General features: G+C 64.8%; 18 protein-coding genes. 8 read left to right on the top strand and 10 right to left on the bottom strand.

The window, feature by feature from the left end:
• Nucleotides 1-99 precede the first annotated feature (99 nt).
• Complete coding sequence (locus tag XI02_RS19235) at nt 100-744, bottom strand: hypothetical protein (RefSeq protein WP_018271154.1); 645 nt, start codon at nt 742-744, stop codon at nt 100-102.
• Between the two features lie 195 nt (nt 745-939).
• Between XI02_RS19235 and XI02_RS19230 the strand changes: the two genes are divergently transcribed.
• The 3 genes from XI02_RS19230 (at nt 940) to XI02_RS19220 (ending at nt 4,139) form a co-directional block, all read left to right on the top strand.
• Nucleotides 940-1,107, top strand: a complete 168-nt coding sequence (locus XI02_RS19230; RefSeq protein ID WP_016846528.1) for a hypothetical protein — start codon at nt 940-942, stop codon at nt 1,105-1,107.
• A gap of 314 nt (nt 1,108-1,421) precedes the next feature.
• On the top strand, nt 1,422-2,618 hold the full coding sequence (locus XI02_RS19225; protein WP_018271153.1) for an acetyl-CoA C-acyltransferase: 1,197 nt from the start codon (nt 1,422-1,424) through the stop codon (nt 2,616-2,618).
• Between the two features lie 216 nt (nt 2,619-2,834).
• Nucleotides 2,835-4,139 (top strand): MFS transporter, encoded by a 1,305-nt coding sequence (locus XI02_RS19220; RefSeq protein ID WP_018271152.1) that lies wholly within the window; start codon nt 2,835-2,837, stop codon nt 4,137-4,139.
• Between the two features lie 27 nt (nt 4,140-4,166).
• Here the strand turns inward: XI02_RS19220 and XI02_RS19215 are convergent, their stop codons facing one another.
• The 3 genes from XI02_RS19215 to XI02_RS19205 form a co-directional block, all read right to left on the bottom strand.
• Complete coding sequence (locus XI02_RS19215; RefSeq protein ID WP_018271151.1) at nt 4,167-5,483, bottom strand: carbohydrate porin; 1,317 nt, start codon at nt 5,481-5,483, stop codon at nt 4,167-4,169.
• A gap of 48 nt (nt 5,484-5,531) precedes the next feature.
• Nucleotides 5,532-6,551 carry a transporter gene (locus XI02_RS19210; RefSeq protein ID WP_018271150.1) on the bottom strand — a complete coding sequence of 340 codons (1,020 nt, stop codon included), beginning with the start codon at nt 6,549-6,551 and terminating at the stop codon, nt 5,532-5,534.
• Nucleotides 6,552-6,693: 142 nt separating this feature from the next.
• Nucleotides 6,694-7,479, bottom strand: coding sequence for an acetoacetate decarboxylase (locus tag XI02_RS19205; protein WP_018271149.1), 786 nt, complete (start codon nt 7,477-7,479; stop codon nt 6,694-6,696).
• Between the two features lie 261 nt (nt 7,480-7,740).
• On the opposite strand from XI02_RS19205, the gene XI02_RS19200 reads away from it, so the two are divergent.
• On the top strand, nt 7,741-8,904 hold the full coding sequence (locus XI02_RS19200) for a patatin-like phospholipase family protein (protein ID WP_018271148.1): 1,164 nt from the start codon (nt 7,741-7,743) through the stop codon (nt 8,902-8,904).
• Nucleotides 8,905-9,009: 105 nt separating this feature from the next.
• Here the strand turns inward: XI02_RS19200 and XI02_RS19195 are convergent, their stop codons facing one another.
• Both XI02_RS19195 and XI02_RS19190 read right to left on the bottom strand, forming a co-directional pair.
• Nucleotides 9,010-10,569, bottom strand: coding sequence for an acyl-CoA carboxylase subunit beta (locus tag XI02_RS19195; protein ID WP_018271147.1), 1,560 nt, complete (start codon nt 10,567-10,569; stop codon nt 9,010-9,012).
• The gene (locus XI02_RS19190; RefSeq protein ID WP_026192646.1) at nt 10,499-11,473 is read right to left on the bottom strand and encodes an IclR family transcriptional regulator; all 975 of its coding nucleotides are present in this window, start codon (nt 11,471-11,473) and stop codon (nt 10,499-10,501) included. Before XI02_RS19190 ends, XI02_RS19195 begins: the two co-directional genes overlap by 71 nt.
• 129 nt (nt 11,474-11,602) lie before the next feature.
• Between XI02_RS19190 and XI02_RS19185 the strand changes: the two genes are divergently transcribed.
• From XI02_RS19185 to glsA, 4 genes are all read left to right on the top strand, one after another.
• A complete protein-coding gene (locus tag XI02_RS19185; protein ID WP_016847177.1) occupies nt 11,603-11,824 on the top strand; it encodes an acetyl-CoA carboxylase biotin carboxyl carrier protein subunit in 222 nt (73 codons plus the stop codon).
• A 154-nt stretch (nt 11,825-11,978) separates the two neighbouring features.
• Nucleotides 11,979-13,142, top strand: coding sequence for a TAXI family TRAP transporter solute-binding subunit (locus tag XI02_RS19180; protein WP_018271145.1), 1,164 nt, complete (start codon nt 11,979-11,981; stop codon nt 13,140-13,142).
• A gap of 142 nt (nt 13,143-13,284) precedes the next feature.
• The gene (locus XI02_RS19175) at nt 13,285-15,348 is read left to right on the top strand and encodes a TRAP transporter permease (protein WP_018271144.1); all 2,064 of its coding nucleotides are present in this window, start codon (nt 13,285-13,287) and stop codon (nt 15,346-15,348) included.
• Between the two features lie 22 nt (nt 15,349-15,370).
• Complete coding sequence (gene glsA / locus XI02_RS19170) at nt 15,371-17,230, top strand: glutaminase A (protein WP_018271143.1); 1,860 nt, start codon at nt 15,371-15,373, stop codon at nt 17,228-17,230.
• A 338-nt stretch (nt 17,231-17,568) separates the two neighbouring features.
• Here the strand turns inward: glsA and XI02_RS19165 are convergent, their stop codons facing one another.
• The 4 genes from XI02_RS19165 to XI02_RS19150 all read right to left on the bottom strand — a co-directional run bounded on the left by XI02_RS19165 (nt 17,569) and on the right by XI02_RS19150 (nt 21,395).
• Nucleotides 17,569-18,096 carry a carboxymuconolactone decarboxylase family protein gene (locus tag XI02_RS19165; protein WP_018271142.1) on the bottom strand — a complete coding sequence of 176 codons (528 nt, stop codon included), beginning with the start codon at nt 18,094-18,096 and terminating at the stop codon, nt 17,569-17,571.
• Nucleotides 18,097-18,722: 626 nt separating this feature from the next.
• A complete protein-coding gene (locus XI02_RS19160) occupies nt 18,723-19,082 on the bottom strand; it encodes a Zn-ribbon domain-containing OB-fold protein (RefSeq protein ID WP_018271141.1) in 360 nt (119 codons plus the stop codon).
• Entirely contained in the window at nt 19,079-20,215 is a 1,137-nt protein-coding gene (locus XI02_RS19155) for a thiolase family protein (RefSeq protein WP_018271140.1), read from the bottom strand. Before XI02_RS19155 ends, XI02_RS19160 begins: the two co-directional genes overlap by 4 nt.
• A 13-nt stretch (nt 20,216-20,228) precedes the next feature.
• On the bottom strand, nt 20,229-21,395 hold the full coding sequence (locus XI02_RS19150) for an acyl-CoA dehydrogenase family protein (protein ID WP_016847185.1): 1,167 nt from the start codon (nt 21,393-21,395) through the stop codon (nt 20,229-20,231).
• Between the last annotated feature and the right edge of the window lie 7 nt (nt 21,396-21,402).

The following is a 21,402-nucleotide window of genomic DNA, read 5'->3' as shown; positions in this document are numbered from 1 at the left end:
GTAGCGCCGAGGCGATTGGTGTCAATCGAAGCCGCCGCATGCGGCCATGCACGATGGTATCCGCAGCGACGGGACGGCGTATCCTCGCGAGTCGCAGGCCTACATCGGCCGCACGGCGCGCCGCAGCATGAAATGGGTGGGTATGAAAGCGAGCAGCGGCAGGCCGATCATCAGGCCGGCCAGCCACACCAGCGGCGGCACGAAGCCTTGCGCCGCCCTGTCGCTGGTGCCGAAGACGTAGTTGACGTTGACCGGAGTCATGCCCGGGTCCGGCCGCGGTCCCGGCATCACAAAGTAGCAGATCAGCAGCAGCGCCCATGCCAGCACGCTCCAGGCGATCAGCGCGCGCTGGTCATAGCCGAGCCGCCAGACCAGGAACAGCAGCAGGAACGGCAGCCAGCCGTGGAAGCCCGACAGGAACCGCAGGAACAGCGACAGGTTCTGGTCGAACATGTAGTCGGTCATTCCGGTGAGCGAGTAGCCGGCGACATGGGCGAGAAAGTCGATCACCCAAAAGGTTTGCGGCACAAGGAGTCCGACGGCGCACATCGAAATCAGCAGCGCGCTCTCGGTCCAGACCCCGATCATGGTGAGGATCAGGCAGACGTCGCAGAAATACAGAAAGTTGGTCGGCCCGTAGCAGTAGGTGTACACCGGCACCAGGACGGCCATGAAGGCGCTGAAGCCGATCTTGACGGAGAGCGGAATGCGGGCGGACGGCTGCTCGACGGCGATCACGGACATTGCGGCGGGACTTTCCATTGCACAATCCGCCAGCCCTAGCGCCGGATCGGTAAACAGACCCGTACTGCGCAACCTTGAATTGATCGGCGTTCGGGAATCCGGTCAACGCCAACTCAGCGGCGCCGCTACAGTTTTAGGCGCCCGCGCGCGAGGTAATCGTGCTAGCATGCCTGTTCCGAAGCAGCGGAGGACGACATGAACGCCTTCGAAGTTTTCGCGATCTACCTGGCGCCCTTTGTGGTCATCGCGATCGCAATCCGGCTGCTGATGAAACGCCATGCCGTCGACCTGCCGGACGTGCAAAAACAAGCGGGCTCCGCGCCGAAGCGACGATTTCTGCTCGGCGCCTGGCGGTCGGATTAGGTCAGGTCGCAGTGCTTTCGCAGGGACGACACCGGTGGAGACTCGCATCCTCATCGTCGTCCTGGCGAAAGCCAGGACCCATTGCCCCAAATCTCAATTGTTGCGCGGCGCTGGGGCCACGATCCGGTTCGTCACTGAAGGCGGTGGTTATGGGTCCTGGCTTTCGCCAGGACGACACTGGTAATTGTGGAGCATCCCATCCCAACTCATGCGAACACGACATTTTGTCATGAGGGCCGCAGTTGCATTTTTTGCATTGCATCATATGATGACAATAATTCAATCAAATCCCCGGCATTGAAGGGACTCCTGCCATGGCAACCAGCACCGATCCCATCGTTATCCTCTCCGCCGCCCGCACCCCGCTCGGCCGCTTCATGGGCGAGCTCGCGCCGCTGCCGGCGCACAAGCTCGGCTCGCATGTGATCGGCGCGGCGCTGGAGCGCGCAAGACTCGCGCCCGAGCGCATCGACGAGGTGTTCATGGGCAACGTGCTGCCCGCCGGCCAGGGCCAAGCCCCTGCCCGCCAGGCCGCCCGCGGCGCCAGACTGCCGGATGCCACCGGCGCCACCACCGTCAACAAGGTCTGCGGCTCCGGCATGAAGGCGACCATGCTCGCCCACGACATCATCAAGGCCGGCTCGGCGGAGATCGTGCTGTCCGGCGGCATGGAGAGCATGAGCAACGCGCCGTATCTCCTGCAGAAGGCGCGCGGCGGCTATCGCGCCGGCCACGACCGCATCATCGATCACATGATGATGGACGGGCTCGAGGACGCCTACGAGACCGGCCGCTCGATGGGGGATTTCGGCGAGGCGACCGCGGAGGCCTATCAGTTCACCCGCGCCGACCAGGACGCGTTTGCGATGGAGACGCTGAGCCGTGCCCGCAAGGCGGTCGAGGGCGGCGCCTTCAAGGCCGAGATCGCACCGATCACACTCGCCGAGAAGGCCGGCCCGCGCATCGTCGCCAATGACGAGCACCCGCTGAAGGTCGATCCGGCAAAAATCCCCGGCCTAAAGCCCGCGTTCCGAGCGGGCGGCACCATCACGCCGGCCGCCTCCTCGGCCAATGCCGACGGCGCCGCAGCGCTGATCCTCAGCCGGCGCTCGCTCGCCGATCGCGATGGACTGCCTGTTCTGGCCGAGATCAAGGGCCACGCCACCCACAGCCAGGAGCCGCAGTGGTTCACGACAGCGCCGATCCCGGCGATCAGAAAACTGCTCGACAAGGTCGGCTGGAGCGTCGGCGATGTCGACCTGTTCGAGATCAACGAGGCGTTCGCGGTGGTCGCGATGGCGGCGCAGCGCGACCTCGGCATTCCCAGGGACAGGCTGAACATCAACGGCGGCGCTTGCGCGCTCGGCCATCCGATCGGCGCCACCGGCGCGCGGCTGATCGTGACGCTGCTGCACGCGCTGGAGGCGCAGAACCTGAAGCGCGGCGTTGCCGCGCTGTGCATCGGCGGCGGCGAAGCCACCGCGATCGCCGTCGAACGGGTCGCTCACTGATCCACCGCCTGCCCTCATAGTGAGGAGTGCGAAGCACGTCTCGAACCATGAGGCCCGGTTCCCGGCCTGCATCCTTCGAGACGCCCGCTCTGCGGGCTCCTCAGGATGAGGTTGTACAGAGTCCTAAAACGAGGGAACTATGGCATTTTAGACATGGCTCCCCCGTGCCATATTGCGCATCACGCAAAGCTTTCACCGCAATCGATCTGGAACACAATGATCTCGAACTGGCTTGCTTCCACCCTCGCCCGCCGCAACATCCATTACGGCTGGGTGATGGTGGCCGTGACTTTCCTTGCCGCGCTGATCTCGGCCGGCACCGTCGGCGCGCCCGGCGTGTTCATCGTGCCGCTGCAGAAGGAGTTCGGCTGGTCCACCGCCGAGATTTCCTCCGCGCTGTCGATCCGCTTCATCCTGTTCGGGCTGATGGCGCCGTTCGCCGCCGCGCTGATGAACCGCTACGGCCTGCGCAACGTGACGCTGGCGGCGCAGCTGATCGTGGTCTCCGGACTATTGGCCTCGCTCGCCATGACCCAGGTCTGGCAGCTCATCCTGCTGTGGGGTGTCGTGATCGGAATCGGCACCGGGATGACCGCGCTGGTGCTCGGCGCGACCATCGCGGCGCGCTGGTTCGTGGCGCGACGCGGCCTCGTGGTCGGTATCCTCACCGCGAGCGTCGCGACGGGACAGCTCGCCTTCCTGCCCCTGCTCGCGACGCTGACCGAGCGCTACGGCTGGCGTGTCGCGCTTGGGCTGGTCTGCGTCATGCTCGCCGTTGCCGCCTTTGCCGTGCTGATGGTGATGCGCGACCGGCCGAGCGACGTCGGCCTGCGTCCGTTCGGCGATGAGGGCACCGCGCCGCTTCCCGCGCCGCCGCCGGCCAATGCGCCGATCGTGGCCGCAGCGCTCGGCACGCTGCGCGACTCCGCGAAATCGTCGGTGTTCTGGATCCTGTTCGCGACCTTCTTCGTCTGCGGCGCCTCGACCAACGGCCTGGTCCAGGTTCATTTGATCCCGATGTGCCTCGACTACGGCATCCCGCAGGTGCAGGCGGCAAGCCTGCTCGCCGCGATGGGGATCTTCGATTTCTTCGGCACCATCGTCTCGGGCTGGCTGTCGGACCGCTACGACAACCGCTATCTGCTATTCTGGTATTACGGCCTGCGCGGCCTGTCGCTGCTGTTCCTGCCGTTCTCCGACTTCACGTTCTACGGGCTGTCGCTGTTCGCGATGTTCTACGGCCTCGACTGGATCGCGACGGTGCCGCCGACGGTGCGCCTCACCGCGCAGCGCTTCGGCGCCGAGCGCGCCAATCTGGTGTTCGGATGGATCTTCGCCGGCCACCAGCTCGGCGCAGGCGCCGCCGCGTTCGGCGCCGGATTGTCGCGCACGATCTATCAAAGCTACCTGCCGGCGTTCTTCATTGCCGGCGCGCTGTGCATCTTTGCCGCGCTGACCGCGCTGGCGATCGCGCGGCCGCAGCCGAAATCGGTGGCGGAGCCGAAGCCGGTCGCGGCCTGAAGCCGCTGCCTGCGCGACGAGCGCCGGTCAGTACGACAGGATGGTGCGCAGCCCGAACACCACGCTGTCCTTGATCCGATGCGTTTGCGTCGGATCGTTGGGATCGACGGCGCCGCCGCCAGGATGGGTGATGTATTGAAACATCGGCTGCATGGTGAAATTCGGGTTCACCACATGCTGGTAGGTGATTTCGAGGATCGCCTCGTAGTCGCGGATCGGATACGGCGTGCCCGTGAAGATCTGGGTGTCGCGGTCGAGCGCGCGCGCGGCGTCCGAAATCCTGGCATAGATCGCGGCGATGCCGAACCGATCGTCCGGATAGGTCTCGCTGAAGCCGGTGAACAGGAAGCCGCCGTCGACATAGGTGCTGATCAGGTTGCGGTCCGACGGGCTGACCGAGGCGCGCATGAAGAACGCGACGCCCTTGTCAGCGTCCGGCCTGGCGCGCGCAAGCAGCTGCTCATAGACCATGAAGATGCCGTTGTCCCGCCGCAGCCATCGCGTGTCGCCGGAGCTGTCGGGATCGGCGAGCGACAGCCCGTCGGCCGAGAAGCGCTGGTCGGCGAACGAGCCCATGTGATACCAGGCGCCGCCGGTGATGGTCGCCGGCAGCCTGCTCTCGCCGATCTCGAACTTGTATTTGAGCTGGCCGATCCACCATGGCGGATCGTTGACGCGAAAATTCAGCCCGTGGGCGTTCAAGATCTGCGGATCGTCGGTCCCCTGCGGCGGCGAAGCCGAACCGTCGAACAGAGCCAGATAGGCGGTGATGCGGTCGGACAGATTGGCCTTGATCCGGATGCCGGGCACGGCAAGTGGCGGCGACGGTCCGCCGGTCGGCAGAATGGTGCCGACAATGCCGGGCCAGCCCAGCGCCGAATTGATGAAGATGTCGTCGTACTGGCTGTCGATGAACTCGACGTCCGAGCCCTGCTGGCCGACGCGCACCGAGAGTTTGCCGCCGAGCAGCTTCTGCTCGATCCAGAATTCATAGAGCCGCGTCGCCGGCAGCGACTCGACGCCGGACACCAGGAACAGGTTGCCGACATAGCTCCGCGACAGCCCGTCGCCGTGGATCTGGTACATGTTGGCGTGGAGGGTCGCGCCGGTCCAGCCCATCACCTTCTCGAGGTCGATGGTGGTGCCGAGATCGAGACGGCCGGTATAGACCGCGCCATTGCTGACGCCGCCGGAGGCGTCGGAGAACCCCTCACCGATATAGGTCAGGCTGAACTGGTAGCCGGCCTCCTCGAGCGTAGCGCGGGTATCGGCGATCCGATCGGCGACGGGCTTGTCTTCCGCATGCGCCGGCGCGCCGAGCGCGAGGGCCGCGGCCACCAACATCGCGCGGGAAATAACTCTGCACATCGGAATTGCCGCGGTGCGCTCGCGCTATTTGACGATGCCGAGCCGCCGCATCAGCAGATAGGCCAGCAGCGCCGACCCGACCAGAAGGCCGGCCGCGACCAGGAATCCGCTGTCGACGTCGGTCAGCGGCAATCCCTTGGTGTTCATGCCGAAGATGCCGGTGACGAGCGTCGGCGGCAGCAGCATCATGGTGACGACGGACAAGGCGTGGAGGTGCTTGTTGCTCTCCTCCTCGAGCTTGAAGCGCAGCTCCTCCTCCAGCAGGCGGCTGCGTTCGTGCAGTTCGACGATGTCGTGGTCGAGGCCGTCGAGCCGCTGCGCGAGCTTGCCGGCCTGCAGCCGCAGCGCCGGGCTGAGATTGTCGGTGTTCTTCTGCTCGAGGCGATGGAACAGCACGCGCAAGCCCGCGAGCTGGCGATGCAGGCGCACACAGGTGCGGCGCATCCGGCTCAGATTCTTGCGCAGCTCGGATCCGGTATCCTCGGCGAGCACCCGCTCCTCGATCGCGTCGATATCGGTGCCGATCTTGTCCGCCATGCGGTCCATGGTGTCGGCGATCTCGTCGACGATCTTCTCCAGCAGCGCCGCGACGCTGCTGACGCGATGGCCGCCCTCGAGCACGCGGCGCGTCGCATCGGCGGAGCACAGCGCCTGATGGCGGCCGCTGATCAGGAGACGCTCGGTCATCGCAAAGCGGAGAAAGCCGGTCTCCCGGGTCGCGGCTTCAACATCCCGCACCAGGTCGGAAAAGACGCCGTAGACGCAATTGTCGACGACGTGGATCTGCTGGAAATTGTCATTCGACAGCAAGAGGTCCCGCGCGAGCTGCGGGATGTGCATGTTGGCGAGCCATGCCCGGGTGCGGACGTCGGTCAGGTTGAAGTGCAGCCACAGCCTTCCGTCATGGCTCGGCTCGATCGGCGCATCGATCGGAAGCGCCTCGGCGCGGCCGTCGTGATGCAGGCGGAACGCCCAGACCAGACCGGGGACCGCCTCGCGGGTCAGCAGCGACCCGACCGGAGCGGGAGGTGGATTAGCCAGCATGGCCGGCCCCCAGGGCAATCGACAACGCAACCGCGCGAAATAACATGTTCAAGACCTCGGCCACGCGCAACGCTGAGCAAGCGCGTCCCCTCGACGCAACATAGGAGGACGCGCCTGTTACAGTTTTATGTCAGCGACCGCCCTACTCCGCGGCCAGGCCTGTCGGCGCCGCCGCCTCCGCGGCCTCCTTGTTGTAGTCGTGCACGACGCGGCCGAACGGCAGCGTCAGATCGGCGAGGAAGTGATGCGCGCCGACGACACGCTTGACCGGGAAATCGGCGACCGGTGCATTGACATGCGGCACCAGATGCAGCCGGCCCGGTCCGATCCAGGAGCCCTTGACGACGATGTCGGTCAGGTTGATCGCGACCAGCTGGCAGACCTCGAGATGACCGTCGACGCCGGGGATCATCTTCAGATTAACTTGCGTCTTCGAAAGCGTGGCGCGGGTGACGTCGCCATTGCCTGCCATGCTCTCGTGCTTGTAGCCCATCGTGCCCATCGCAACGAGCTGGCCGGCATATTCCAGCGTGCCGGTCAGCGTGTCCTTGACGATCTCGAGCTTGGGATGGGCGTACTTCTTCGGAAAGCCCCAGATCTCGCGGCCGGCCGCGATCGGCGGATCATCGTCGAGATACATCTGGCAGACGAAGTTGACCTCTTCGCCATGCAGGCGCGCGGGGATCACGAGGCCGGACTCGGTGTAGCTGCCGAAGCCGGAGCTGTCAGGCATCTTGATCCATTCGTAATGCACGATCGCCTGCTCGATCGGCTCCAGCGGCTCGGGCAGGCCGGCGCGGATCAACTCCGGATCGGTCTCATAGGTGATGACGAGGAATTCGCGATCGATGAAGCGATACGGACCGGCAGGATAGCTCGGGCCGGCGGCCGGCATGGACGGAAGCTTGAGCAGATCTTCCCTGCGCATCGCAATAACCCCCTGTTTGAAAAATTTGCCCGGAAGCTAACGGCCGAGATTGACAGCGATGTGAGGGATTTCCGTCAGGTGCATGACCTCGGTTACGCCTGCGCGACCCAGGTTGCGCTTGCGTGACCCGCGTCGCGCTGCCGAGGCCAATGCTAACCATGCAGGCAGGCATGCCGGATGCGCCGAGCGTGGGCGCCGCAATTGTCATCACCTCGTCATCGGCGCGCTGAATTCTCGCCGCGAATTTTTGGAGTGTCTGATATGGACGCGCGAACCCCGCATTTCGACGATATCGATCACGCGACGCCCGGCTGGCGTCCGGAAGGCTGTGATCGCGTGGCCTTGGTCCTGCAGGGCGGCGGCGCACTCGGCGCCTATCAGGCCGGCGTCTATCAGGCGCTGCATGAATCCAACATCGAGCCCGACTGGGTGTGCGGCGTCTCGATCGGCGCAATCAACTCGGCGATCATCGCCGGCAATCCGCCCGAGAAGCGGCTGGAACGGCTGCACACATTCTGGGATCGCATCACCAGCCGCAAGATCTGGCACTACACGCCGGACGGCGACATCTTCCGCAAGGCGCGCAATCTCACCAGCTCATGGCTGACGACGACGCTCGGGCAGCCCGGCTTCTTCACCCCGCATCAGACCAATCCGTGGTTCAGCCAGGCCGGCGCGCGCACCGCCACCAGCTACTACGACACCACGCCGCTGCGCGAGTCCTTGCTCGAGCTGGTCGATTTCGACCGCATCAATTCCAAGACAATGCGCTTCGCGGTCGGCGCGGTGAACGTGCTCTCCGGCAACTTCATCTATTTCGACAATGCCCATGACGAGATCATCGCCGAACACATCATGGCGAGCGGCGCGCTGCCGCCGGCGCTGCCGATGGTGAAGGTCGGCACCGATCATTTCTGGGACGGCGGCATCGTCTCCAACACGCCGCTGCAGCATCTGCTCGACCAGGAAGACAACATGAACTCGCTGGTGTTCCAGGTCGACCTGTTCTCGGCGCGCGGCGCGCTGCCCCGCGATATCCAGGACGTGATGGCCCGGCACAAGGACATCATGTATTCGTCGCGTACCCGCTACAACACCGACGTCTATCGCAAGACCTACAATCTGCGCACCGCCCTGCACAACGCGCTGGGAAAAATCCCCGACGATCAGCTCTCGGACGAGGAGCGCCAGCTCAAGAAGGCAAACGCCCGGCTGCCGGGCATCACGCTGTTGCAGCTGATCTATCAGCAGAAGGCCTACGAGGGCGACGCCAAGGACCACGAATTCTCCGGCACCTCGATGCGCGAGCACTGGGTGAGCGGGCACGAGGACACCAAGCGCTCGCTGAAGCGGCGCGAATGGATCAAGATGCCCGAGAACGGCATGGGCATCGTGATCCACGACGTGCATCGGGAGGCGGAGTAATTACGTGTCGTCATTGCGAGGAGCGCAGCGACGAAGCAATCCATACCTCAGCACATGGTGATATGGATTGCTTCGCTACGCTCGCAATGACGATTGAGGCGCCGCTTACGGCCGCGTCGACATGTTGCTCGGCGGCCCGGCCTTGCGAATCGGTTCGGCGAGGCGCGCGAACTCGCAGAGCAGCGAGCGTGTCTTGCGCGGGTCGATCACCTCCTCGACCCAGAACTTCTCGGCCGAGCGGAACGGCGAGCGCAGCTTGTTGAGGCGATCCTCGATCTCGCGCAGCTTGGCGGCGGGATCGGCGGCCGCATCGATCTCGGCGCGATAGGCCGCCTCGATGCCGCCCTCGAGCGGCAGCGAGCCCCAATAGGCCGACGGCCACGCATAGCGCATCGAGAAGCGGTTGGCCGGCTGATGCACCACGCCGGCGACGCCGAAGGCGTTGCGGATGATGATGGTGCACCACGGCACTGTGCTCTGGTTGACCGCCGCCATCGCCCGCACGCCGTGGCGGATGGTCGCCGTCTTCTCCGCCTCGAGCCCGATCATGAAGCCGGGGCAGTCCATCAGATAGACCACCGGCAGATGGAAGGTCTCGGCGAAGTCGACCCAGCGCACCACCTTCTGGCAGGCGTCCGCGGTCCACGAGCCGCCATAATGGAACGGATCGCTGGCGAGCAGCAGCACCGCCCTGCCCTCGAGCCGCGCCAGCCCGGTGATCACAGGCCGGCCGAAATTGCTCGCGACCTCGAAGAACGAGCCTTTGTCGACGACGGCATCGATGATCGGCCGCATCTTGTAGACCTGCTTGCGGTTGCGCGGCACGGCTTTCAGCAGCGATTCCTCGGCACGCTCCGGATCGTCGGCGCAGGGAACGGTCGGCGGCAGGTCGTAGACCGACGACGGCAGATAGGACAGGAAGCGCCGCGCGTAGTCGAACGCCTCCTCTTCGGTCTCGACGGCCTGATCGATCGCGCCGGCGCGGGTCTGGATGTCGGCGCCGCCGAGCTCCTGCTTGGTCAGATCCTGCCCCAGGCGCTTCACCACCGGCGGGCCGGCGACGAACATCGCGGAGCTCTTGGTCATGACCGAGTAATGCGTGGCGGCAAGCCGCGCGGCACCAAGGCCCGCGACCGAGCCGAGCCCGAGCCCGACCACGGGCACCTGCGCCAGATTGGCCAGTATGTACCAGTAAGCACGCGTGCCGCCGACGCCGCCGGGCAGATTGGCCGCGCCCCTGGTCTCGATCGTCTTCACCGAGCCGCCGCCGCCCGAACCTTCGATCATGCGAATGATCGGCAGGCGGAAGTCATGCGCCATCTCCTCCGCCATCAACGGCTTGGTGGAAATCGATGCATCCGCCGAGCCGCCGCGCACGGTGAAATCGTCGCCGACCACGACCACGGTGCGGCCGTCGACCCTGGCGCGGCCGAACACGCAGTTCGCCGGCGTCAGCTGCTTGAGTTCGTTGTTCTCGTCGTATTCGGCGATGCCGGAGATGGCACCGACCTCGTGAAAGCTGTTCTGGTCGACGAGCTTGTCGATACGCTCACGAACCGTGAGCCGGCCCTGGTCGCGTTGCCGCTTGACCTTGTCAACGCCTCCCATCTCCCGCGCGAACGCTTCGCGGCGGGCGAGGTCGTCGAGTTCCGGCTTCCAGTTCATTCACTGCTCCCGTCTTGAGGATTTTGTTGTTGTTATGGGCGGTCACCGGAAGCGTCTTGCGCTCGATCCGATTGCTGAAGATGTCGCCGTCGGCGCCCTCGAGCAGGCTGCCGAGCGCGGCGGCGAGTTCGACCATTTGCGGTGCGACCTCGCGATGCAGCCGCGCCTCGTCATACATCGCCGAGAGCAGGCCGATCGTGGTGACCACATAGGTCTGATACTGCGGCGACCACAGCGGCACCGCGACGCCGTTGATATGCGGGCTCCACAGGCCGCAGGCGACGACGTAGCCGTGCTCCTGCAAATGCCGGCGATTGGCCTCGATGCGCGGCGTCAGCATCTTGGCGCTTTCGGGCAACTCGCCTTCCATCTCCGCGATCAGCGCGTCGCCGACCGCGGGATCGAGCGCAGCCGTATAGGCGTGGCCGGCGGCGGTGGTCGCCATCGAGATCCGGCTGCCGGTGGCCTCGTGCAGGCCGAGCGCGTTGGCCGCGCGGGCGAACTCCAGATAGACCAGATGAAAGCGGTCGGGGATGACGAAGCCCACCGTGCCGGGCAACTGATCGGCGACGTCCTGCAGGCGCAGCCGGATCAGATTGCGCAGCTGCAGCCCCTTCATCATCGTGGTGCTCATCGCGACCGCGCTCGGGCCGATGCGATATTTCTGGTCGCGCGGCAGATAGACCAGCTGTCCCATCCGCGTCAGCGTGTGCGTCAGTCGCGACACCGTCGAACGCGGCAGGCCGCAGCGGTTCGAGATCTCGAGATTGCCGAGCCGGGCTTCGTGTCCCTCGAAGCACCGCAACACGTCAAAGGCGCGCGACACCACCTGGATGACATCGCCATCGCCTGTCTCGCTGGCGAGCATTCCCTGCCTGCTAAGCCGTTCCGAGCGCCTTCCCATCTGTTTGGCTCCATTCCGTCTTGCGGAATAAAATTCCACTTGCAGAAGAAGCTACCTCAGGCAATCTGCCGCCACAACAAAAAGCCGTTCGCCGGATGAAATTTCCGCAAGACGGTATCGGAGAGTGGAATGCCAGAGATCAAGGTTGTGACCGAAGTTGCCGGGCGCGTTTGCGCGCTTCCTGTCGAGACCGGTAGCAGCATCGGCAATGGCGACGAGATTGCGTTCGTCGAAGCGATGAAGATGGAAATACCGGTCACGTCGACGGCAGCAGGCAAAATCAAGTCGATTCTGGTCAAGATCGACGATGTCATCGCCGAAGGCCAGGCGGTCGCGATCGTCGAGACCTGAGATCCCACCCCCTGCCGTCCGGCCGCGACAATCTGTCCGGTGATGCAGCGGCCGAAATCGCCGGCTTGCGCCGGAGGTAGCGTTGCCATCGCCGGATCACGATGCAATCATCCCGCCCGGAAAAGTTTCGCACAGCGAAACAAAGGGAGGAATTATGATCCATCGGCTGATGGCGCTCGCGCCTGCCGCTCTTGCCGGCATTTCGATCTTCGCTGCCCTGCCCGCCTCGGCCGAGGACATCAAGCTGCCGCCGACCATGGCGGTGACCGCCTACGACACCGGCACCGCCGGCTTCAACATCGCGGTCGGCGTCGGCAAGATGATGAAGGACAAATACGGCACCGACGTCCGCGTGCTGCCGGCCGGCAACGACGTCGCGCGGCTCGCGCCGCTGCGCGCCAAGCGCGCGGTCTCCTCTGCGATGGGATCGGGCACCTATTTCGCGCAGGAAGGCGTGTTCGAGTTCGGCGCCAAGGAATGGGGCCCGCAGCCGCTGCAGCTCATGCTGTCGTCGGTGGACTGCAATTGCGGCGCGCTTGGCGTGGCAGCCGATGCCGGCGTCAAGGAAATAAAGGACCTTCGCGGCAAGCGCGTCGGCTTCGTGGTCGGCTCGCCGGCGCTGAACCAGAACTCGCTCGCGATGCTCGCGTTCGGCGGCCTCACCCAGAAGGACGTCAAGATCGTCGAGTTCGCAAGCTACGGCGCGATGTGGAAAGGCCTGATCAACAACGACACCGATGCCGCCTTCGGCACCACGATCACCGGCCCCGCCAAGGAAGCCGAGACCTCGCCGCGCGGCCTGATGTGGCCGCCGCTGCCCGCCGACGACAAGGAAGGCTGGGCACGGGTGAAAAAGGTCGGCTCGTTCTTCTTCCCGCAAACCGCAACATGCGGCGCCGGCATCTCGCCGGACAAGCCGATCCAGCTCGGCAATTACCCCTATCCGATCTTCGTCGCCTATGCTGCGCAGCCGGCCGACCAGATCTATGCGATCACCAAGGCGATGATCGTCAACTACGACGCCTACAAGGATTCGGCGCCGGGCGCCGCCGGGCTCGGCGCCGACCGGCAGACCAAGAACTGGGTCGTCCCCGTGCATCCCGGCGCGGTGAAGGCGCTCAAGGAAGCCGGTCACTGGAGCGACGAGCAGGAGGCGCACAACAACGCGCTCTACAAGCGCCAGGAAGTGCTGGCCGCCGCCTGGGCGGATTACGGCAAGTCGAACCCGCCGTCGGATGACAAGGCCTTCCTCGATGGCTGGATGAAGGCACGCGCCAGCGCGCTCGCGAAGGCCAATATGCCCAACGGCTTCGAGTGAGGCCCGCCAACGCACGATGAGATCGGGTTAATCGTCATCGCGCTTCCGTCCGTTTGAGCATGGTGCTTCCGGAAAACCGCTTCGCACTTTTCCGGATCATGCTCTAGGCTACGGCAAAACCGACAACATTGGGGGATGCGTAATGCCCGAGAACGCCGCGGCTGCGCCTGCGAAAAGAATCGAGTTTGAAGATCCGCATGCCGGTCTCGACAATCTGCAGGAGGCCGAGGTCACGCGCGTGCGCACCCTGCGCGGGGTGTGGCGCTCGGCGCTGGTAGTCGCAGCCGCCGCAACCATCCTGCTCTGCATCAACCAGCAATTCTCGCTGCGCTTCTTCATCGATTATACCCAGCTCAACACCGAATATTTCTATCTCTTGATCGCGCTGATGCTGCCCTTCACGTTCCTGATCTTCCCCGGGACGGAGCGCGCGCCGCTGAACCGCATTCCCTGGTATGATCTCGCGCTTGCCGTTGCGACCTTCGCCGCCTCGATCTGGCTGATGCTGAACGTGCGCAAGGCGGCGCAATATGGCTGGGAGTCCGACGGCGCCCCGAGGAACGTCATCATCGCCGGCCTCGTGATGTGGGTGATGCTGATGGAGGCGTTGCGCCGGACCGGCGGCTGGAGCCTCCTGCTCAGCGTGCTGCCCTTCACCGTCTATCCGCTGTTCGCCGAGGCCAGCTGGCTCGGCCCGTTCCGCGGCTCGCAGCTGACACTCGACCAGACCACGGCCTATCACGTGCTGTCGGGCGAGAGCCTGCTCGGCATTCCGATCCAGGCCTTCGCCGACACCGTGATCGGCTTCTTGGTGTTCGGCACCGCGCTGATGATGACCGGCGCCGGAAAATTCTTCATCAACCTGGCCTTCGCGCTGTGCGGCACGTTCCGCGGCGGCGCCGCCAAGGTCTGCATCTTCGCCTCCGGCCTGCTCGGCATGATGTCGGGCTCGATCGTCTCCAACGTGCTGACCGCCGGCACCATGACGATCCCGGTCATGAAGAAGAGCGGCTTCCGCGCCTCCTATGCCGGCGCGATCGAGGCCTGCGCCTCGACCGGCGCCGTGCTGGCGCCGCCGGTGATGGGCGCCACCGCGTTCGTGATCGCGCAGTTCCTCAATATCAGCTACGCGGAGGTCGCGGTGGCCGCGATCATCCCTGCGGCGCTCTACTATGTCGGCCTGTTCATGCAGGTCGATTCCTACGCCGCGCGCCACGGGCTGAAGGGCATCCCGCGCGCCGAGCTGCCGCGCGTGATGGATACGATCAAGGACGGCTGGTACTACGTCTTCGTGATCGCGCTATTGATCGTGATGCTGCTGTATTTCAAGCGCGAAAGCCACGCGCCGTTCTACGCCACCGCCCTGCTGCTGGTGCTGAACCAGATCTTCTCCAAGGAGAGCCGCTGGACGCTCGGGACGATCGGAAAATTCCTCGAGGTCAACGGCCGCACCTTCGTCGAGTTGGTCGGCATTCTCGCCGGTTGCGGCCTGCTGATCGGGGCGTTCTCAATGACCGGCGTGGTCTCGAGCCTCGCCAACGATCTTCTGACGCTTGCGGGCGACAACGCGTTCCTGCTGCTCGTGATGTGCGCGTTCACCAGCCTGATCCTCGGCCTCGGGCTGACCACCACCGCCTGCTACATCTTCCTCGCCATCCTGGTCGCGCCCGCGCTGGAGAAGCTCGGGCTGAACCGGATGGCGGTGCACATGTTCATCTTCTATTGGGGCATGCTCTCGTCGATCACGCCGCCGGTGGCGATCGCCTCCTTTGCTGCAGCCGGCATCGCCGGCTCGCCCGCGATGAAGACCGGATGGGAATCGATGTGGGTCGGCAGCATCATCTATTTCATCCCGTTCTTCTTCGTGCTGAATCCGGCACTGGTGATGCAGGGGCCGAGCCCCTATCTCGCCGGCCTCGGCCTGATGGCGCTCGCGGCGTGCGGCACGCTGTTCATCTGCGGCGGCATCCAGGGCTATCAAGTCTTCGTCGGCGACCTCCGCGGCGCCGGTGCCCTGGAATGGCCGCTCCGGGTGCTGCTGGTGATCGGCGGCTTCGTGCTCGCGACGCCCGGCGGCGGCATCAACCCGCTGTCGCAGCTGCAGGTGTCGCTGCTGGGGCTCGCGATCCTCGCCCCGACGGTGCTGATCGCCTTGGTGCTGGTCCGCCGTCAGGCGCTGGTTCCGAACCAGTTGCGCGCGCCCTGATTGCGATGCACAACAGGAAGCGATGAAACGATCGCCTCCTCCCGTCACCGCCACCACCACGGCCTGGTCCAGCTCGAAGCCGCCGCTGCTGCGGTTTCTGCACACTTGTTACGCAGACTTCTTGCCGGAGGCCGCTGGCGCGGTTGCCGACTACATCCCCGAGCTCGGCAAGGCCGACCCTGCCCATTTTGGCATCAGCCTGGCGACGCTTGACGGCCATGTCTACGAGGTCGGCGACACCGGCGTGCCGTTCACCATTCAGTCGATGTCGAAGCCGTTCGTGTTTGCGCTGGCGCTGGACACGCTGGGCGCCGAACGGGTGGAAAGCGTGATCGGGGTCGAGCCGTCCGGCGACCCCTTCAATTCGATCCGGCTCAATGCCGAGAACCACCCGTTCAATGCGATGGTCAATGCCGGCGCGATCGCCTGCTCCGGCCTGCTCCACGCCGACAAGGGCGACGGCGCGTTCGACTATATCCGCCAGGCGCTCGGCCGCTTCGCCGGGCGTGAGCTCGATGTCGACGAGGCGGTCTACGCCTCCGAGAGCGCCACCGGCGACCGCAACCGGGCGATCGGTTATCTCCTGCGCACCAACAGCGTGATCACCGAGAACGTGCCTGCGGTGCTCGACGTCTATTTCCGGCAATGCTCCATCCTGGTCACCGCGCGCGACACCGCCGTGATGGCGGCGACGCTCGCCAACCGCGGCATCAACCCGCTGACCGAGGAGCAGGTCGTAACGCCCTACGCGATCGCGCGCACGCTGTCGGTGATGACCTCGTCGGGCATGTACGACTACGCCGGCGAATGGATCTATCGCGTCGGCATTCCCGCCAAGAGCGGCGTCGGCGGCGGCATTCTGGCGGCGCTGCCGGCGCGGCTCGGGCTCGGCAGCTATTCGCCAAAACTGGACAAGCACGGCAACAGCGTGCGCGGCATCAAGGTGTGCGAGACGCTGTCGGCGCATTACGACCTGCATATACTGAACCGCAGCGACGACGCCCGCCACAGCATCATCGCCGACTACAATATCGGCAAGAACCCGTCGCGGCGGGTGCGCCGGCCGCAGGAGCAGGAGATCCTGGCAAGGCACTTCCAGGAGGTGCGCGTGATCGAGCTGGTCGGCACGCTGTCGCTCTCCAACGTCGACTATGTCTCGCGCCGCCTCGCCGGAAGCCCCCGGCCCGAATTCGTGATCTTCGATCTACGCCGCGTCACCGCGACGACCCGCGCGGGTGCAAGGCTGGTGGCCGAAGCGTTCCAGGAGCTCGCCGAGCTCGGCGTCACGGTGATCCTCTCCGGCATCAAACGGACCTCGCGCGCATGGGCGACGATCAGCGAGTGGACCAGGCGGCTCGGCAATATCAGGGATTTCTACCTGCTCGACACCGCGATCGAGTGGGCCGAGGACCAGATCGTCTACCGCTATGGCGGCTCGATCGACTTCCTCGAGACCACGGAGCTTTCCGAGCAGCCCCTGCTCGCCGGATTGAGCGAAGCCGAGATCGCCGATCTCGCCGCGCTCTGCGCCGTCCGGACCTACCAGCAGAATGAAAAGGTCATCGCCGCGGGCAGTGAGGCCACCTCGCTGTTCTTCCTGCGCAGCGGCGTGGTTCACGTCACCCTGCCCGACGGCATCCGGCTCGCGACGCTGACTGCCGGCATGGCATTCGGCGAGATGGCGCTCCTGGAGCCGATGCGCTCCGCGGATGTGCTCGCCGACATGTCGGCGACCGCATATGAGGTCGCGATCAGGGATTTCGAGCGCTTCCGCGAGCAGCACCCGCGCGCCGGCGAGCGGATCATGCGCAACCTCGCGCAGATCCTCGCCGATCGGCTGATCGTGGCGAATGCCAAGGTGGATCTGCTGACGTCGGGGTAGGTCTCTCTGTTCTCCCTCTCCCCGCCCTTCGCGGGGAGAGGGCTGGGGTGAGGGGCAGCATCCGCAAAATAACTTCGAGTTAGACTCGCGGAGATTCCCCCTCACCCGGACCGCAGGCGGCAGGGCAATCGCATATGGCGTTTGAGGTAATCGGAGTTCCCACAAACTCGTCATGCCCGGGCTTGTCCCGGGCATCCACGTCTTCGTTTCCACGCGAAGAAAAGACGTGGATGGCCGGGACAAGCCCGGCCATGACGGCGCGGAAGAATCGGTTCATTCCATATGCGATTGCCCTGCCGCAGGCGGGGCGAGGCGAACAACTCCGTGACGCGATCCGCCTAGCTCACCACTTCCGTCACCGGCTGCAAGTCGATCTCGAAGGTCTCGAGAAATTTCGACGTCATGATGTAGAAGCCGACCGAGAGCTGCAGCTCGATCAGTGCGGCCGGCGTCAGCTTCGCCGCGATCGTCTTGAAGGTCGCATCGGTCGGCTTCTTCAGCTTGACGATCTCGTCGGTGAAGGCGAGCGCCGCGCGCTGCACCTCGTTGAAGCAGATCGCGGACTGCCAATCCTCGAGCGCAGCGTTCTGCTCGTCGGTGACGCCGACATTCTTGCCGATGCGCTTGTGCGCGACGATCTCGTAGGGCGCCTCGCAGAGAATGCCGGTGCGGGTGATCGCAAGCTCGCGGACGACGGGATCGAGCTCGCCCTTGTGGCGGATCGCGCCGCCGAGCCGGCAGTACTGTTCAAAGTAGCTTGGCGAATGCGCCATCATGCGAAAGATGTTGGCGTTGCGGTTCTTGTCGAGGATCTCGCGGGTACGCGGGCTTGCCTTCGCGGGATCGGAGTAGTCGATACGGGCCATTTCCTAACCTTGATCTTGCTGTCGTTTCTGTCGGGTTCCGAAACACTAGAGCCTTTTCCGCTCCGATGAAATCGGAACGGGGTTCTAGATCCTTGTTTTGACGCGTTTTCTTCACGCGAACCGGTATCCACTTCGCTCGAAAACACTCTGTACGGGCCGCTGTCGCAGGAGCAACACGCGCGAGTCAAATTGCCGCCGCATTCCCAGACAACCTTGTCACAGTCGATATTCGCTGAGTGGGGACTCGTCAAAAGCGAATGCTCGACGCGGGGTGTTCCGAGTAAAAAATCCGGCCGTCTTGCGCGCAATTCGCGCAACGACGAGTCATGCCCAAGTCTAGGGGAAACGCATGAAGGAAGCCACCAAGAGGGCGGCCTCGGAAGCGCTTGCGCAAATGCTGGCGGTGACGGCGATGCTCGTCATCGCCAGCGTCATCTTCTATTGGCACTAAAGCATGATCCGGAAAAGTGCGAAGCGGTTTTCCGAGAAGATCATGCTCAAACAAGGAGCTAAAGCGCGATGATGATTCAACCTGATCTCATCGCGCTTTAGTATCCGCAAACTATGAGGGGCAAGAGCGAACCAGTTCAGCTTGGTCTCGCGTTCTGACTGGATCGTTCAGCCCCTCATTTCGCCTTTGCGAAATATGGAACCAGTCGTCCCGCGAATTGCGTGAAGCGCGCCGCGACCTTGTCGCCGATGGCGAGGTCGTTGTCGCCATGGGCCATCATGCGAAAGCCCTCGTCGGCATCGACAAGCACGATGTTGTACGGCACATGCGCTCGCGTCTCAGGCGTCGCGGCGCGGCAGACCAGCGAGGTCGCATACACCGTCCCCGCCCCGCTCGCGCGATGCTCGGCAAGATCGGGCGAACCGCAGGCGGCGCAAAAGCTGCGGCGGAAATATTGCCGCGCGCCACAGCCGTTGCAGGTCTGGTAGACGATGGCTTCAATGCCCTTGGTCCAGTCCACGATCGGTCCGCTCATCGCACGCGCTCCAGGAACATGCTGACATGCGACGACAGCACCCCGCCGTCGCCGTGCAGCAGCGCCACCGAGGCGTCGCGCACCTGACGATTTTCGGCGCGGCCGGTCATCTGCAGATGGGTCTCGACCAGATGCGCCATCGCGCCGCCGACGCCGCAATGACCGTAGCTGAGGAGGCCGCCATGGGTGTTGAGCGGCATCTCGCCATCCTGATTGAAATAGCCGGCGCGCACCCGCGCCGCCGCCTCACCGCGTCCGGCAAGGCCGAGATCCTCCAGCAGCATCGCGAGCGTGATCGTGAAGCTGTCATAGACCGCGGCGTAGCGCACGTCCGGGATCGCGATGCCCGACACCTCTTTCGCCTTCGCGATCGCAATCTCGGCACCGAGCTCACTGAGCGCGGGCGCGGCGGTGATATGCTGATGGGTATGCGCCTGGGCGCAGCCGCGGACGCGGACCTGCCGCTCGCCGGTCGGCTCGCGGCTGATGACGCACGCTGCGCCGCCGTCCGACACCGGACAGCAATCGAGCAGCTTGAGCGGCATCGCCACGGCCTTGGAGGCCATCACGTCGGCAACCGTGATCGGCTCGTGGAATTGCGCGCCGGGATGCGTCAGCGCGTGCTTGCGCATCAGCACCGCGAACTCGGCAAGGTCTTCCTGCGTGAGGCCGTATTCATGCATGTAGCGCGTCGCGACCAGCCCGTAATAGGCCGGAATCGTCGGCCCCAGCGTCACCTCGTAGTCGGGATGCCCGACCTGGGCCAGCGCCTGGATCGAGGCGTCGCGGCTCTGCCCGGTCAGCCGGTTCTCGCCGCCGACCACCAGCACGTGTTTTGCGACGCCGGCATCGACCAGGTGATGCGCCAGCATGGTCATCGCAAGCCCGGTGGCGCCGCCGACCTGTACGGCGTGCGCGTAAGCCGGGCGAATGCCGAAGTGCTCGGCGAATACCGTGGCCAGCATGATGTGCGGCGAGACCGTGGAGTAGCCGCAGAGGATGCCGTCGATGTCGGAGCGCTTCAGCCCGGCATCCGAGATCGCAAGCTCGGCCGCCTTGCTCATCAGGTCGAGCGAGGACAGGCCCTCATGTTTGCCGTAGGACGTGAGGCCGACGCCGGTGACGAAGCTCATCGCATTATGACCATCAATACGACTTCGGAAGGCCGAGCACCTTCTCGCCGATGAAGCTGAGGATCAGCTGCGGGCTGATCGGCGCGATGCGCGGGATCAGCGATTCCCGCAAATAGCGCTCGACGTGATACTCCTTGGCGTAGCCGAAGCCGCCATGGGTCATCACCGCCTGCTCGCAGGCATGGAAGCCGGCTTCCGCGGCGAGATATTTTGCCGAGTTCGCCGCGGGGCCGCACGGCAGGTTCTGGTCATATTGCCAGCCGGCGCGCAGCACCATCAGCCAGGCAGCCTCCAGCTCCATCCAGCACTTCGCCAGCGGATGCTGGATCGCCTGGTTCATGCCAATCGGCCGGTTGAACACGATGCGCCCCTTGGCATATTCCGACGCCCGCTTCAGCGCGATCTGGCCGAGGCCGACCGCTTCGGCCGCGATCAGGATGCGCTCCGGATTCATGCCGTGCAGGATGTATTCGAAGCCGCGGCCCTCCTCGCCGATGCGGTCTTCGACCGGGATCTCGAAATTCTCGAAGAACAGCTCGTTGGAATCGACCGGCTTGCGGCCCATCTTCTCGATCTCGTGCACGGTGACGCGCTTGCGGTCGAAATCGGTGTAGAACAGGCTGAGGCCATGGGTCGGGCTGCGCACTTCCTCCAGCGGCGTGGTGCGCGCGAGCAGCAGGATCTTGTTGGCGACCTGCGCGGTCGAGATCCACACCTTCTGGCCGTTGACGATGTATTTGTCGCCCTGGCGCACCGCGCGGGTCTTGAGCTGCGTGGTATTGAGGCCGGTATTGGGCTCGGTCACCGCGAAGCAGGACTTGTCGCGACCGTCGATGATCGGCGGCAGCATGCGCTGGCACTGCTCCCTGGTGCCGAACACCACCACCGGATTGAGCCCGAACACGTTCATATGTACCGCGGACGCGCCGGACATGCCGGCGCCGGATTCGGAGATCGTGCGCATCATGATCGCGGCATCGGTGATGCCGAGCCCGGAGCCGCCATACTCCTCCGGAATGCAGATGCCGAGCCAGCCGGCATCGGCCAGCGCGCGGTGGAAGTCGGCCGGATAGCCGCCCTCCTTGTCCTTCTTCAGCCAGTAGGCCTCGTCAAAGCGCGAGCAGATCTTGGCGACGGCATCGCGGATCGATTCCTGGTTGGCGGAGAGTGCGAAATCCATCTGTCGT

Origin of the sequence: Bradyrhizobium sp. CCBAU 21365 (genome assembly GCF_015291305.1) — a bacterium.
Lineage (GTDB): Bacteria > Pseudomonadota > Alphaproteobacteria > Rhizobiales > Xanthobacteraceae > Bradyrhizobium > Bradyrhizobium elkanii.
This window is presented reverse-complemented; position numbering and strand designations above follow the sequence as displayed.